Annotated in this window: 13 protein-coding genes and 1 tRNA gene; 2 read left to right on the top strand and 12 right to left on the bottom strand. The window is 41.6% G+C overall.

Annotated features, from left to right (window positions below):
• The first annotated feature begins 435 nt into the window (after positions 1–435).
• A complete protein-coding gene (locus ACWPWY_RS03290) occupies positions 436–2,322 on the top strand; it encodes a sugar-binding protein (protein ID WP_454190371.1) in 1,887 nt (628 codons plus the stop codon).
• Positions 2,323–2,451: 129 nt separating this feature from the next.
• Here the strand turns inward: ACWPWY_RS03290 and ACWPWY_RS03285 are convergent.
• From ACWPWY_RS03285 to nrdR, 4 genes are all read right to left on the bottom strand, one after another.
• Positions 2,452–2,524 (bottom strand) — tRNA-Ala (locus ACWPWY_RS03285).
• Between the two features lie 408 nt (positions 2,525–2,932).
• Positions 2,933–3,175 (bottom strand): hypothetical protein, encoded by a 243-nt coding sequence (locus ACWPWY_RS03280; protein WP_454190370.1) that lies wholly within the window; start codon positions 3,173–3,175, stop codon positions 2,933–2,935.
• A 24-nt stretch (positions 3,176–3,199) separates the two neighbouring features.
• Positions 3,200–4,336, bottom strand: a complete 1,137-nt coding sequence (locus ACWPWY_RS03275) for a DUF2264 domain-containing protein (RefSeq protein ID WP_454190369.1) — start codon at positions 4,334–4,336, stop codon at positions 3,200–3,202.
• 33 nt (positions 4,337–4,369) lie between these two features.
• Positions 4,370–4,837: a transcriptional regulator NrdR gene (gene nrdR / locus ACWPWY_RS03270; RefSeq protein ID WP_191797976.1), complete on the bottom strand. Its 468-nt coding sequence runs from the start codon at positions 4,835–4,837 to the stop codon at positions 4,370–4,372.
• Positions 4,838–4,951: 114 nt separating this feature from the next.
• Here nrdR and ACWPWY_RS03265 point away from each other — a divergent pair, with 114 nt between their 5' ends.
• Positions 4,952–5,176 carry a small, acid-soluble spore protein, alpha/beta type gene (locus ACWPWY_RS03265; RefSeq protein WP_454190368.1) on the top strand — a complete coding sequence of 75 codons (225 nt, stop codon included), beginning with the start codon at positions 4,952–4,954 and terminating at the stop codon, positions 5,174–5,176.
• A gap of 87 nt (positions 5,177–5,263) precedes the next feature.
• Here ACWPWY_RS03265 and ACWPWY_RS03260 read toward each other — a convergent pair whose 3' ends face one another.
• The 8 genes from ACWPWY_RS03260 to ACWPWY_RS03225 all read right to left on the bottom strand — a co-directional run bounded on the left by ACWPWY_RS03260 (position 5,264) and on the right by ACWPWY_RS03225 (position 14,523).
• The gene (locus ACWPWY_RS03260; RefSeq protein ID WP_191797974.1) at positions 5,264–5,827 is read right to left on the bottom strand and encodes a lytic transglycosylase domain-containing protein; all 564 of its coding nucleotides are present in this window, start codon (positions 5,825–5,827) and stop codon (positions 5,264–5,266) included.
• Positions 5,824–6,420, bottom strand: coding sequence for a dephospho-CoA kinase (gene coaE / locus ACWPWY_RS03255; protein WP_454190367.1), 597 nt, complete (start codon positions 6,418–6,420; stop codon positions 5,824–5,826). Before coaE ends, ACWPWY_RS03260 begins: the two co-directional genes overlap by 4 nt.
• A gap of 14 nt (positions 6,421–6,434) precedes the next feature.
• The gene (locus tag ACWPWY_RS03250) at positions 6,435–7,172 is read right to left on the bottom strand and encodes a manganese efflux pump (RefSeq protein WP_454190366.1); all 738 of its coding nucleotides are present in this window, start codon (positions 7,170–7,172) and stop codon (positions 6,435–6,437) included.
• A 157-nt stretch (positions 7,173–7,329) separates the two neighbouring features.
• Positions 7,330–8,160: a DNA-formamidopyrimidine glycosylase gene (gene mutM, locus ACWPWY_RS03245; RefSeq protein ID WP_454190365.1), complete on the bottom strand. Its 831-nt coding sequence runs from the start codon at positions 8,158–8,160 to the stop codon at positions 7,330–7,332.
• Positions 8,161–8,225: 65 nt separating this feature from the next.
• Positions 8,226–10,883: a DNA polymerase I gene (polA, locus tag ACWPWY_RS03240; RefSeq protein ID WP_454190364.1), complete on the bottom strand. Its 2,658-nt coding sequence runs from the start codon at positions 10,881–10,883 to the stop codon at positions 8,226–8,228.
• 148 nt (positions 10,884–11,031) lie between these two features.
• Positions 11,032–12,630: a glycine betaine ABC transporter substrate-binding protein gene (locus ACWPWY_RS03235; protein WP_454190363.1), complete on the bottom strand. Its 1,599-nt coding sequence runs from the start codon at positions 12,628–12,630 to the stop codon at positions 11,032–11,034.
• A gap of 80 nt (positions 12,631–12,710) precedes the next feature.
• On the bottom strand, positions 12,711–13,379 hold the full coding sequence (locus ACWPWY_RS03230) for an ABC transporter permease (protein WP_454190362.1): 669 nt from the start codon (positions 13,377–13,379) through the stop codon (positions 12,711–12,713).
• Entirely contained in the window at positions 13,366–14,523 is a 1,158-nt protein-coding gene (locus ACWPWY_RS03225) for an ABC transporter ATP-binding protein (protein WP_454190361.1), read from the bottom strand. Before ACWPWY_RS03225 ends, ACWPWY_RS03230 begins: the two co-directional genes overlap by 14 nt.
• Positions 14,524–14,658 lie beyond the last annotated feature (135 nt).

Here is a 14,658-nt window from a genome sequence, read left to right as displayed (position 1 = left end):
AAATTATGATAATTGTCACATTTCAATCCTATTGTAATGGTATTTTCTTCATAAAAAAAGACATTTTTTTCTCTTTTTCGACATTTTTTTATTTACTGTTTTATTTCTTATTTTTATACAATTTGTTATAGAGTTTTGGGAGAATAAAATCAGAATAAAATCAAACTTTTATTATTTTTATTACTACTTTTTTCGCCTTCACAGGTAACAAACATCATGCTAATATGATGTTGACATTTTATATAATTAACGTTAAATTCTCTCAGAAACGAACGTTAAATATAAAGTGAAAGGACGTGATTATTAAAGTTAAGATAAAAAGCAACAATTCAGTCTAATGATTTTGTAGGGAGAACATTCAGGAACTGATTGAGCGGTAAGAGAACCAATGGGTGACAAACATACTAATGATTACATTTAAAAGGAGGAGAACTTTTGAAGAATGGTATAAGGCTGTTACTTAACCCCATTATGAAAATGTTAACTATTGTATCCTTGGTAATTATGTTTTCACTCGGCTCATTGCCTGATATTTCTGCAGCTGCAACTATGGCTGATCCTGCATTCAAACAAAAGGACGTTCTCGTAACAAAAGCCGTAATTAAGGAGGCACCCATGAAAACAGACCCTGGGAACATATCTGTGGGTAAGAATGGTTTGGATTCCGATGGAAGTATGGTGGCTCATTTCGGTTCCCCAGTCATTGACGGAAAGGTTGATCCGATATGGAATAAGGCACATAAGGTATCACCTAAGCATGCATCCGCTAACATAGATACTTCCGCTACATTTAAAGTATTATGGGATGACCGCGCGCTATACATTCTAGCAGAAGTGAGAGATAAGAATCTGTCCGTTCAATCCGGAACACCCTACATGCAAGATTCGGTGGAAATATTCCTTGATGAGAACAACGATAAAACTACAGACTACGGCGCTGAAGATTTGCATATCCGCGTGAACTACGAAAATGCGTTATCCGTAGATGACGGAGATCCAAACCTGTATTATACTGCTGCGAAAAAAGTGAAAGACGGTTACGTAATTGAAACAAGAATTGCTCTGAATACGGAACCAGAAAACGGAAAAGTGCTTGGTATTGAATTACAGATTAACGATGCTATAGGATCGGAACGTATAGGTTCCTTAAATTTGTTTGATGCAACAGGAACTGCATGGCATGATCCATCGAAGTTCGGCGAAGTTTTACTTACTGGAAAGGCAAAAAACGATGTCAGCGGATTAAATCCATACAATCTATTTAATTTGGTTAAAAACACACTAAAGCTTGATTTCAAGCTTTATAAAAATGGGAATATCGTAACAGATGCTCTTACTAACGTCGTTTCTGAAAGCGTATTCAATGGTCATAAGGTTACCCAGAAAGAAATTGACAGTCAATATGCTGCAATTACAGCTGCAATCAGTAAGCTTGAAATGACGGAAGAAGCCGCGAATGAGAAATACTTCAAGCCGCTTCCAAATGCTTATCGAACCGAAAACAACAAGCCAGGAAAAATTGAAAGCATTCACTACAAAACGCCTAATGTAAAGGATGGTACAGACGATAAAAAATTGAATGTCTATCTTCCATACGGTTATGATGCTTCAGCTACAAATAAGAAATACAATGTTCTCTATTTGATGCATGGCGGCGGAGAGAACGAGGATCTCCTCTTCGGCGGGCCTGGCCAGAGCAAAGAATTGAAGAAAATTTTAGATAATATGATTGCCTCAGGTGATATTGAACCTCTTATCGTTGTGACGCCTACCTTTAATGGCGGTAAGAATGACGTCGCGCTCTTCCACGAGGAACTGATGAACACCATTGTTCCGTTGGTGGAAAACAAGTACAATACCTATGCCAAATCAGGAAGTTTGGAAGATTTGAAAGCATCTCGGGAGCATCGAGCATTCGGTGGTTTCTCTATGGGTTCGGTCACGACGTGGTTTACCTTTATTCATGCTCTAGACTATTTTAAATATTATATACCGTTAAGTGGTGACAGCTGGATCATTGAACAGCGTGGAGGCGGTCTTCAACCGGAGAAAACAGCAGAGTATCTTGCAAATGTTGCAAAAAAATCCGGATATAAGCCGCAGGACTATTATATCTTCAGTGCTACCGGTAAACTTGATGTTGCGTATCCGAACTTGAAGCCTCAAATTGATGCGATGAAGAAATTAACGGATGTCTTCATCTATTCATCGGATACAAAGAAGGGGAATTTCTACTTCCTCGAAGCCGATAGCGGCACGCATGCTTGGAACTGGCAGAACCAGTATATTTATAATATTTTACCTGACCTATTTAGCAATTAGACAATCGCTATCGTATAGAGTTCATACGAAAAGCCCAACGCCTGGACTGACTCCCACTATCCTTTTTTAGATGGACTAATCATAAAAAATAAACCACGTCCATTGGACGTGGTTTATTTGGTAAATAGATGGAGCCTAGGGGGATCGAACCCCTGACCTCATCGCTGCCAGCGATGCGCTCTCCCAGCTGAGCTAAGGCCCCTTAATTATGTAGTTGACTGTTAGATCAACATTCGTATCTGACGTAAAGTTAACTCAGTAACTTTCCGACTTAGTTATTATACACTCAGAAACGCGTCGTTGCAAGTGCTTTTTAATCGAATTTCAAACTCACTAAGAGAATGGATTGGAACTAGATTTCCTTTTATATCGTATTTAATTCAAAGGAGCTGATCTTATGTTCATACTTTATTTTCTGATGGGTGTTTGTGTAATTGCACTTGGGATCCTCGCTATTAAGCGTCCTGATTCGTGGTTGTTCAAAAGAATAGATTAAGATAAAGAACCCAGTGATATGTGGCTTTCCTATGTTAAGTTTGCTGGGGTAATCTGCATAATCATGGGACTGATAATCATCATATTAGGCATGCAACAACTTTTCATATGACATTCAAACTACGGATCGATGGTGACTTGGATTCATTCGCTCAAATGATAATACAGTCACAGACAACAAACGAGATAATACCAGTGTAATAACAAGATAGATCATTTCAATTAAGTTCTGATATAACAACGAGTCTACTTGCACATAAGAGAAGATTATATATTTACCTGCAATATAAAAAAGGATAAAGAGTAAAGCAAACAAGAAAATATTCCATAGCTTTTCTGCAATCTGCTTCTTGCTCATCTTTGTCACCTCTCCAATTATTAATTAGAACACTGAACGATCCAGTGAAAAAGATTGCCCGCTCCATGCTTTTTTCTGTGTCCAGGGTTCATCGGGTAAAACCCAAAATGGATGATCACCTGTAAGTCCCAGCGGCAGGAATAAGGTACTGCACAGATATAAACTCCCTGTAGAAATATAACCTTCGGCTATATCTGGTTGATTGCCACAAAAGCCAATCCGAAGCCATCCCTTCTCATCGAAAGTACCTTCGCCAGCGATTGTTCTCTGCAATACTGCAGTTAGCGCACAGCGCACACTTGCATAATCCAACTCCTCAGGAAGCGTTTCCATGAGTGCAAGTTGAGATAACATCTGAAAAGCACCAAAACGGTATGCCAGCGAACGACCTACGGGAGGAAACGTTCCTTCTGGTGAAATCATGCGTTCAAGCACTGCGCCATATCTTCTTGCTCTTAGCAGTACCGATTCATAAGCCGAGTCCCAATCAGGGTACATTCCCTGAAATGTGAGATGGATATCAACAAGCATGGGCTGAATGACAAAGCTATTATAGTAGTCCCAGTGAAAATGCGGACCATCTCCGTAGGTTCCATCCCCAAGATACCAATGCTCATGCTGTTTGAGAGCGTAATCGACTCTCATCACATCAAAGTCCTCTTCTCCCATCCTATACAAGGCTGCCTCAACCATCGCAGAGAATAACAGCCAGTTCGAGGGAACGGCTTTTATACGGCGAGTCTTTTTCAAACAATCAATAAGCTGCTTCTTCACTCTCGGTTCAAGCTGTCCGTAAAGTTCCTGAGGAGCTCTCACAATCGCATGAGCTAAAAAAGCGGCATCTACAAGCGGCTGACCGCCTTCTGTAAAATTCATAAAATCTGCTGAGTTCGGATCCGTTCCAGCATCGATAGCTTGTCTGGCCATTGCTGCATACTTATTCCTTAGAATTTCTTCTTCTCCATCCTGCTTATGTTCTATCCATGGAGCTATACCAGCAAGCAATCTGCCAAGTGCCTCAAGATAAGCATAGGTTTCTCTACCCGCTGAGGGAGAATCCACAGGCATGAGTTCCTTTAATTTCCGGTTCGATAAAGCTTCCAATACAGGATCTGCTATTCGAAACATCGATTCAAGCCATAACTTACGACTATGTATCATGGAAGTGAATTCTCCTTTACCGTATAGGTATGCTTACTCTTCGTAAGGCTCTTTGGATAATAACGTTTTTAGTTCTTTCATAAACATATTGATGTCTTTGAACTGTCTATATACAGAAGCGAAGCGTACATATGCAACTTCATCTACCGGATACAGCTGTTCCATGACAAGCTCTCCAATTTCTCTGCTCTCTACTTCAGCAACAGCCGTATTTCGTAAAGAAGACTCTACGGCAGACGCAATATTGTCCAGCTGTTCAACAGATACAGGACGTTTCTCACATGCTCGAATCAATCCTCTGAGCAGCTTTTCTCTGCTAAACTCTTCTCTGCTTCCATCTTTTTTAATAACGATCAGCGGTGTCTCCTCAATCGTTTCAAAGGTGGTAAACCTGCGGTTACATTGTTCACATTCGCGGCGTCTGCGAATGGACTTGTTCTCATTAGCAGGGCGAGAATCCAGTACTTTCGTACCTCCGTACGCGCAATACGGACATTTCACGGACATCACTCCTCTTATTGTATATACTTTCCAACTATTTTTCTTTTAAAAGTGTAATGAAAATCACATATACGAGACATAATACTTTTACCAACTCGCAAGGAGGTGAAAGCAATGGCACAAGGTAACAACGGAAACTCTAACCAACTAGTTGTATCTAACGCTTCTGGTGCTCTTGAGCAAATGAAGTATGAGATCGCTCAAGAACTAGGTATCAGCATCCCACAAGATGGATACCAAGGTAACATGACTTCCTACGAGAACGGTTCTATCGGGGGTTACATTACAAAACGTCTTGTAACTATCGGTGAACAACAACTCGCTGGTCAATTTCAATAATAAGTAATTATAAAGTGCTGAACAGGTTAGCCATTAGGCTGGCCTGTCCAGCACTTATTCGTATTTTTACCGATAAGGTGATAAAAATCAGAACTCCTTATAAATATCTTTATACTGATTATAATAATAAATAACCCGCTGTACATAGTGCCGGGTCTCTCCTACCGGAATTTCATTAATGGTGTCGAGTTTCCCATCCCATAAGCCTTTTTTAATCCAGCTGCCTACATTTCCTTGTCCTGCGTTATAAGCTGCTATCGCCGCGATCGGATTGCCATCAAAATGATCGGATAAGTAATCAAGATACCAGGTACCGATTTCTATATTAGCCTCAGGTTCATGCTTCAGTTCATCCATCGTAACATTTTTTTTCTGCTTTTTCTCCAAAACCCAGTTCGCTGTGTCAGGCATCAGCTGCATTAAACCGATGGCACCCTTTTTCGATTCGCGGCTCAGTTTATAATTGGACTCAACTCGAATAATGGAGGCTACGAGGAATGGGTCCACATCATAAGCTTCTGCTTGTGTACGAATCTCATCTTTATAATGAATCGGATAAAACCAAGACATCCAATTGGTATTAAAAAATAGAAGAAATAAAAAGGAAACAAGAATAACAAGCAGCACTCTTTTTTTACGAAGCCATCTCATGATAAACCCGCGTCACGCCAAAAGGCCAAAATTTGCTTCTTCGTTTCTTCGAAATCTCCGCTGTTATCGATAACAATATCTGCTTTTTGCTTCTTCTCTTCTATATCCATCTGAGCTTTCAAACGGCGGATCGCCTGATCCATGTCCAATCCATCTCTTTTCATTAACCGTTCTAATTGAATCTCTCTCGGTACATATACCAGCATAATCTGTTCATACCCATCTTCAAGTCCTGACTCATAAAGGAGAGGAATATCAGAAACAATAAGACGACCTGGGAACTGCTCTTCGAATTTATGCTTACGGTCTCTCATCTCTTGGCGAATGGCAGGGTGGGTAATTTGATTTAATGCTTGAAGCTGATCTGGATGATTAAAAACAAGCTCACCGAGTTTCTTACGGTTCAGTGATCCATCTTCAAGCAGAACAACTTGTCCGAATTGTTTAGCGACAGCAGCAAGCACAGGGTGCCCGGGAAGCATGACTTCCCGAGCGATCTGATCTGCATCAATTAAAATCGCTCCAAGGCTTACAAAAAGCTTGGAAACACTGCTTTTACCTGACGCAATTCCGCCTGTTAATCCAATATTCATGTATTCACCTCAAATTAAATCAGCTTCAATATTCCCATAATAATTAACATAATTGCAGGTAAGGCCGTCAGAGACTGTACAAAAGTTGAGTTTGCAAAACGAAAACCTGCCTTTAAACCAAAGACGAGAAACATACCGCTGAAAAAAGCGATCATAACTGAGGTTAATAAAGGAGGTAAACCAAGCAGTGCAGCACCCAGCCCAGCGCCAAAGGCATCTAAAGATAAGGCAATTCCAAGCCACATCGCTTCATATCCCGAAATACTTCCCGAATCGTCCATATCAGCAGCGGAAGGTTTTTTTAATATTTGGATCACAAGACCAAACTTTTGAATTTCCAATAAAAAAACGGTCGTTTTTGATTCCGATTCGGACGCTTCCCCCTCAGCTGTACTACTCTTTCCCGTTTCCCGAGATGACAACGAAGTATCTGAAGATAAGTTCGCCTTTTCTTTCCAAGGATCTGCCTCTGTATCCGCGGCTTTCGACCTGAATGACTGAATCAATGACCAAGTTCCCATACCAATGAGAATCCCTGCACCGATCCATGATGCTACATCCGGAGATACGAAAGCAGATAATAAAACTCCAAGCTGCATCGAAACTCCAATAACAAGACCAGAGCAGATGGAGATAATTACGATCGATAGCCAAGGAATTTTCATTTTGCGAAGGCCGTATGTAATGCCTATACCAAAGCCATCTAGACTAAGCGCAAAAGCAAGCAAAAATAACGTCAATGAATGAGGCACCCTTCATTCCTCCCAAAACTAGGCCATAAAGCTGCTTTAAAAGCAGGAAGCAGGCTAATGCCTAAGACTGCGTTGCCCTAGCAGTATATGGGAACCTGATTAAAAGGGTGCCTATTCATAAAAGCTCGCTTACCTGGAGCTCATTTATACTAATTCGTTACACCAACACCTGACATCTTGGACAAGTATGGGTACCGCGTCCACCTACCACTGTCTTGATAATCATTGTTCCACAATGTTCACAAGGCTGATTTTGACGGCCATATATTTTGAACTGATGTTGAAACATGCCCACTTCACCTTGACCGTTAACATATGATTTAATGGTAGATCCGCCGGCTTGCACCGCTTCAAGGAGTGTATCAATGATAGACTGATGAAGCAGTTCAAACTGCTCGTCAGTGAGCGTATTTGCGGGTTGTTCCGGATGAATCCCTGCCTTAAACAGCGACTCATCCACATAAATATTCCCAATCCCTACGACATATTCCTGATTAAGTAGAGCTACTTTGATCTTGGTTGACCGTTTCCCTATCGCTTTACGAAAAGCTTCCAGGGTAAAAGATTCGTCGAGCGGCTCAAGTCCAAGCTTCATCAGTGGTTTATTCGTAAGATCTTCTCCCGTGCGGAACAGATGCATGGTTCCAAACTGTCTTACGTCCTTGTAACGCAGCTCTGTTCCATCAGAGAAATGAAATACAACATGAGTATGTTTCTCTAAGGGTTCATCTTCAGGATATAAACCATATCGACCTTCCATCCGAAGATGGGAGACAAGTACAAGTCCATCCAGTAAGATCCTCAAAAATTTCCCTCTTCGCTCCACACCTTGGATGGTATGTCCTACAAGTTCCATAGCAAATGCGTCAATATCATCCGGCCGCTGAATAATTCGCGGTAAATGAACGGTAACACGATCTATATATTTTCCTACGATTAACGAATTTAATGTTCTTTTGACTGTTTCTACTTCCGGAAGTTCCGGCATGATGTCTTCACCTCATCTTCCATTATAGCGGATTTTGAGGTACTCTTATACCCTTTTACTCGGATTTACTTCGCTTCGTACCAGTTTCTGCCGAAGCTGACTTCTGCTTTAAGCGGAACGGCTAATTCCAAGGCTTTCCCCATCACTTCAGGAACTAATACCTTCATTATTTCTAATTCCTCTTCCGGCACTTCAAATACTAATTCATCGTGTACCTGCAACAGCATACGGCTTTTCAGTTTTTTCTCCGTAAGTGCTGCATCCATGTGAACCATAGCCAGCTTGATAATATCAGCAGCGGTTCCTTGAATCGGCGTATTCATTGCTGTACGTTCTGCAAAAGAACGAAGATTAAAGTTGCTTGCATTAATTTCAGGTAAATACCGGCGGCGCCCAAGAAGCGTAGTTACATACCCATCTTGTTTAGCTTGTTTCACGATATCATCCATGAATTTACGAACCCCTTTGAACACTTCAAAATATTGCTCAATAAACTGGGATGCTTCTTTTCTTGTAATGTTCAAGTTCTGAGACAGGCCGTAATCGCTAATTCCATACACGATTCCAAAGTTAACAGCTTTCGCTGATCTCCGCATATCGCTGTCTACCGCTGATTCCTCGACTCCGAATACATCCATTGCCGTTTTTGTATGAATATCCATATCATTTACAAAAGCTTCTTTTAGATTATCGTCATCCGAGATGTGAGCAAGCACACGAAGTTCGATCTGAGAATAATCGGCAGCGAGAATGTACCAATTCTCTTCAGAAGGAACAAACACTTTACGGATCTTACGTCCTTCTTCCAGACGAATCGGAATATTTTGCAGATTCGGAAACTGACTGCTAAGTCTGCCGGTGGCAGCAATCGTCTGACGATAGTACGTATGAACTTTCCCTGTTTTATCTGAAATTTCTTTCAGTAATCCTTCTACATACGTCGATTGCAGCTTCGCGATTGAGCGGTATTGTAAGATGTGCTGAACAATTTCATGATACGGAGCCAGCTTCTCCAGTACTTCTGCATCTGTAGAATAACCGGTCTTTGTTTTTTTAATAACGGGTAATCCCAATCTATCAAAAAGAATTTCGCCTAACTGTTTTGGCGAGTTCAGATTAAATTCAGTTCCCGCAATCTCATAAATTTTCGTGACTAATGAAGAAATCGTCTGTTCAAATTCAGCTCCAAGCGCTTTAAGTTCGTCTACATTTGCTTTGATTCCTTGCTTCTCCATATCAGCAAGTATGCGTGACAAAGGCATTTCTAGATCATAGAAAAGTTCATGCATTCCTGTCTCTTCTAAATCCTTCTGCTGTAAAGAAATCAGGCGTGAGATTGTTTCTGCTTTACGGCATAAATACTCGCATACCACTTCCTCTTCTGGAAGTTTATATTTTGCCCCTTTACCGAATACTTCATCATCCGACTGTAGACGAGCCAGACCATACTTTGATGCAACTCCCCATAGCGTCTGGTTTGAATCGGTTGGATCGAGCAGATAACCTGCAAGATGCACATCAAAATCAGCACCTGCAAATGGCAACCCATTCGTATGCAGCACAAGGTCTACGCGGTGCAAATCATACCCCTGTTTAGGGTTGTCCGAGTTGCTTAACCACTCTCTTACCCCCGCACATGCTTCCGTAACGAGCATCTCTGGAGAAATAAAATAATATTTCTCGCGATCTGTCAGTACAATCCCAATCAAAGTAGCGTGATGAGGGTTGTCTCCTCGTGATTCGACATGAACGATTTTTATATCCGAAAGTAACGGCAACAAGTCCGTTATGTTATCTTCCGTTACAATAACGGTTTCAATCTCTTCTTCTTTTGGTGTATTCTCATCCGCATCTGCCTGTTTGACGGTAAAGGCAAGTCGCTCTAACAGTGATTTGAATTCCAGCTTCGCGAGCGCCGGAGCAGCCGACTCTTCCTGAATACCGCCGAAAACCATGTCATCCCAAGTTTTCTCAAGTGGTACTTCACGGTAAATGGTAGCAAGCCTTTTACTAAGCCGTGCATCTTCTGCGTGAGTTTCTATTTTTTCTTTCATCTTCCCTTTGAGTTCAGAAGTATTACTTAGTACCTCTTCCACTGATCCAAACTGGTGAAGCAGCTTCAGTGCCGTTTTTTCTCCCACTCCAGGAATACCAGGGATGTTATCAGAGGTATCTCCCATCAACCCTTTAAGATCAATAATCTGGAGCGGAGTAAGGCCGTAGCGTTCTTCAATTTCTTTCGGACCGTAATTTTCAATCTCAGATACGCCTTTACGAGTCAGTGCAATATTCACATTCTCCGATGCCAGCTGTAACATATCTTTGTCACCCGTGACCACAAGGACTTCGCGGCCCGCTTCATCGGCACGTTTTGTGAGTGTTCCAATGATATCATCGGCTTCATATCCAGATAGTTCAAACTGAGCAATACCGAAAGCGGTAAGCAGTTCTTTGAGTACAGGGAATTGTTCCGATAATTCAGGAGGTGTCTTCTGCCTTCCTCCCTTATACTCTTCATAACCTTCATGGCGGAATGTTACTTTCCCTGCATCAAAAGCCACCATCATATGTGTCGGCTTATGTTCTTCGAGCAACCGAAGAAGCATGGTGGTAAATCCGTACACCGCATTTGTATGTAATCCGCTCGAATTCGTCAGCGGGGGCATGGCAAAAAAGGCTCGATAAATTATACTGTTTCCATCAATCAAAATAAACTTTTCCATAGATACACCTCTCTTGTTTCACTTCTCCCTATATGATAACACATGGGAACTCTGCTTCAAAAAACAAAACGAATTAACTATGCACTCTCCTGCATTATCGGCCTAATGAAAGAAAAACAGTCCGAACCGAAGTTCAGACTGTTTCATTTTACCGTTTCGCTATTTTAAATCGTTCCGCCAGTCTTCCAAGAAGGATATCTGCCAGAATGGCAAGTAATGCAGCAGGAATGGCACCAGCTAGTATTTTGATATTATGCCGCTGATTGAGACCCGCATAAATTTCACGGCCAAGACCGTCTCCCCCGATAATCGGTGCGAGTGCAGCCACCCCAATTGCAATGACGGCAGCTACACGTAAACCTGCCATGAGGAATGGAATGGATAAAGGCATTTCCACTTTCCACAGCAGTTGGAAACGGCTCATCCCCATCCCCTTTCCTGCATCCTGAAGAGCAGGACTTACTTCCTTCAGACCAACATAAGTGTTACGCACGACGGGATTTAAAGAGTAAAGGAATAAACCAATAACGACACTCTTGAATCCAAGGCCGAACATAACCATGAGCAGAACGAGCAGTGCCATACTTGGAAGCACTTGAATAATGTTCGTGAAGAACATGATGACCCTGCCTGTTTTTTCATAACGAGCACTAAGAATACCGAGCGGAATCCCAATAACTAAAGCAAGTCCCAGCCCGCAAAGCACCATTAGAATATGTACCCATGTTAAGTGAAATAAATAAGAAGAATTTTCCGTAATGTAATAATAAAATTTCATGAATGAATTCGCGTCTGGATGCATCGCTGAAGCAGGAAGCTTAGATTCATCAAGTAATCCTAGATCAACCAAATACTTCATGGCGACGGTCCGCGGTTCCATTTTTTCTACATCTACTTGATAACTAAGCCCTGTCATCGTCTCTGCATCAATGGTTCCTACAAGAGAAGAAAGCACTTCATCCAGTTCAGGATGCTCCTCAATCAGCTCTTTACGAATGACTGTTGAAGCATCGAATGGAGGGAAGAACTGTCTATCATCCGCAAGGGTCGCGAGGTTAAACTCTTTGAGTCCTGGATCTGTCGTATATGCTAGAACCACATCTACAATGTCGTCAGCTACTGCTGAATATACGAGTGAGATTTCCATGGGAGAGGTCTGAGCAAAAGTAAATCCGTACTCCTTTGTGAATGCCGGATATCCGTCTGCTGGACGCTCAAGCCAAGTCGTATCCACTCCAATCCTCATATCTCCTGCATGATCCTTCAAATCAGACATCTTGCTAAGTCCGTACTCATCTGCAACTTCTTGTTTGACCGCCAGTGTATACGTATTCTCGAAGCCAAGCGGATCATACCATTTCAGATTCCACAGCTTATCAAAACCTTCCTGAGCCTGACGAAGGACGGCATCTCGATCCTTTGTATCTTCAACTTCAAAATACCCATTAAAAATTTCTCCTGAATATAAACTTCCCATGTCCATTTCGCCTTTGCTAAGTGACCTTAGCAGTAGACTCGAAGATGCTAAGTCTGTCGTTACATCTACACTTAGATCCGTACGATCTTCAATTAATGCTTTATATATCTCAGCAAGCACCTTAGTTTCTGTAAAGGTTTGTGTACCAATTCTAACCCGGTCAGCAGCTTCCGCCTTACCAGGCAGACTTACTGAAAAAATGGAAAGAATGAGCATAAATAAAACCAATGTGCGCGTGAATTTCAACGTTTTTTGTTTTGTAACTCTCATTTGTACGATCTCCCTCTTTCCTTAGTAGCTTATGAGACTATATTCACATCTCATATGATTTCTTCAGACAATTAGGAAACCTACGCCTTAGCACTATTTTGGTTCGGTCTAATTGCTTTCTCTAGTGCTCCAAGTAACAAGTCAGCAAGCAATGCAAAAAGAATGGCTGAAAGTGCGCCTGCTACAATAAGTTCGGTCTTGTTTACGCCAAGTCCCGACATAATTAACTGTCCGAGTCCACCAGCTCCAATAAGTCCAGCGAGAGTAGTCCAACTAATGATATAAACGGTCGTTATTCTAATACCCGACATAATGTACGGAACCGCTAAAGGCAGCTCGATATGAAATAAACTTTGAAGTCTGCTGTAGCCCATTCCCTTCGATGCATCTCTCAGTGCAGGGTCAACTGCCTGTAGTCCAGCATATGTATTTCGTAAAAGCGGCAACAAGGAATATAGAAATAGTGCAACGATCGCCGGTGTCATTCCAATTCCGAATAAAGGAATCATAAGAGCAAGAAGTGCTAAACTTGGGATGGTTTGAAATAGATTCGCAACACTGAATACTACGGAATTCACCCATTTAATCTCTGAACTTGAGATCATAATCGCTACCGGTATGGCAACAACAATACCTAGAATGGTAGCAATCGCTGCGATTAAAGCATGCTGACCCGCTGCACTAAGAATATCTGGATAACGTTCACCTATGAAAACAAAGAAACTTTTTATCGATTCAAATACCTGCATTCACTTCTGCCTCCTCTGGTTCTGGAGTATAGACGTCTGCGAGCAGCCTTACGACGCTACCTCTTGTGATGAGACCAAGGAAAAGTCCATCTTCATCAACAACAGGTAGATTAGAAAGCTGGTTCTCATTCAGTATAGTAAGCGCAGTGGTAACCGAATCCCCTCTATAAAGCACATGCTCTACAGGCTGCATAACATCGACTATTTTCTTATCTTCCTCACGATAATGTTTGATTAACTGATAGATCGTCACGTTACCAAGCAAACGTCTATTTTTATCCACAACGAGCAAAGAGTCTACTTTACGTCTTTGTAAAATCGTGATTGCTTCTGCAATTCCTCTGGACGGGAACGCGGTAGCTGGATTGTTAATCATGACTTCCTCGACATTCGGGAATTCGGTAATGTCTTCTGACAACAAACGATCTTTACCAATAAAGCTTTCTACGAATTCACTTGCCGGGTGACGTAAAATCTGATCTGGCGTTCCTACTTGTTCTATTTGTCCACCTTTCATAAGTACAATGGTATCCGCGAGTTTGATCGCTTCATCCATATCATGCGTAACGAAAACGATGGTTTTCTTCACCTCAGTTTGAAGTCGAATTAACTCATCTTGCAGTTCTTCTCTGCTGATCGGATCAAGTGCACTAAAAGGTTCATCTAGCAAAATAATATCTGGGTCTGCTGCTAGTGCACGAATAACACCGATCCGCTGTTGTTGTCCACCACTGAGTTCGGAAGGGTATCGATTCCCAAATGTCTCGGGTGCAAGTCTGACTTGATTAAGAAGTTCATCTACACGTGCATCAATTTTTGCTTTATCCCATTTCAGTAGACGCGGTACTACACCTACGTTTTTAGCGATTGTCATATTTGGGAACAAACCCACACTTTGAATGACATAACCTATGCTTCTTCTGAGATCTACGGCATCCATTTTCGAAATATCTTTCCCATTGACCAAAATTTGACCATGTGATGGAACATTCAAACGGTTGATCATTCGCATCGTTGTTGTTTTACCGCAACCAGAAGGACCAATGAACACCGTAATTTCACCTTGTTTAATCGTAAGATCAATGCCTTTTAACGCTTCGAAACCATCATCATACACTTTCTTAACACCTTTAAATTCAATCATGAATCGTTTCCCCCTGTCATATTTCGTTCCTACGCCTAAAAAACTCCCAGCATATAGAAAAAAGAGCCGATGTCAACAACGGCTCATTTCACTATCTTCACGAAATTTGCTAGGTGAGTTGCTTATCTGACAGAG

This window comes from Paenibacillus sp. Marseille-Q7038, assembly GCF_965111595.1.
The sequence above is the reverse complement of the archived record's forward strand: the minus strand, read 5'-3'. Positions and strand labels throughout refer to the sequence as shown.

Excerpts from the sequence above, each read along its gene's own strand:
- coaE (WP_454190367.1), bottom strand. The coding sequence starts at position 6,420 with ATGAATATTGGATTAACAGGCGGAATTGCGTCAGGTAAAAGCAGTGTT.
- ACWPWY_RS03280 (WP_454190370.1), bottom strand. The coding sequence starts at position 3,175 with ATGAGCAAGAAGCAGATTGCAGAAAAGCTATGGAATATTTTCTTGTTT.
- ACWPWY_RS03275 (WP_454190369.1), bottom strand. The coding sequence starts at position 4,336 with ATGATACATAGTCGTAAGTTATGGCTTGAATCGATGTTTCGAATAGCA.
- ACWPWY_RS03260 (WP_191797974.1), bottom strand. The coding sequence starts at position 5,827 with ATGAGATGGCTTCGTAAAAAAAGAGTGCTGCTTGTTATTCTTGTTTCC.
- ACWPWY_RS03265 (WP_454190368.1), top strand. The coding sequence starts at position 4,952 with ATGGCACAAGGTAACAACGGAAACTCTAACCAACTAGTTGTATCTAAC.
- polA (WP_454190364.1), bottom strand. The coding sequence starts at position 10,883 with ATGGAAAAGTTTATTTTGATTGATGGAAACAGTATAATTTATCGAGCC.
- ACWPWY_RS03235 (WP_454190363.1), bottom strand. The coding sequence starts at position 12,630 with ATGAGAGTTACAAAACAAAAAACGTTGAAATTCACGCGCACATTGGTT.
- ACWPWY_RS03230 (WP_454190362.1), bottom strand. The coding sequence starts at position 13,379 with ATGCAGGTATTTGAATCGATAAAAAGTTTCTTTGTTTTCATAGGTGAA.
- ACWPWY_RS03225 (WP_454190361.1), bottom strand. The coding sequence starts at position 14,523 with ATGATTGAATTTAAAGGTGTTAAGAAAGTGTATGATGATGGTTTCGAA.
- mutM (WP_454190365.1), bottom strand. The coding sequence starts at position 8,160 with ATGCCGGAACTTCCGGAAGTAGAAACAGTCAAAAGAACATTAAATTCG.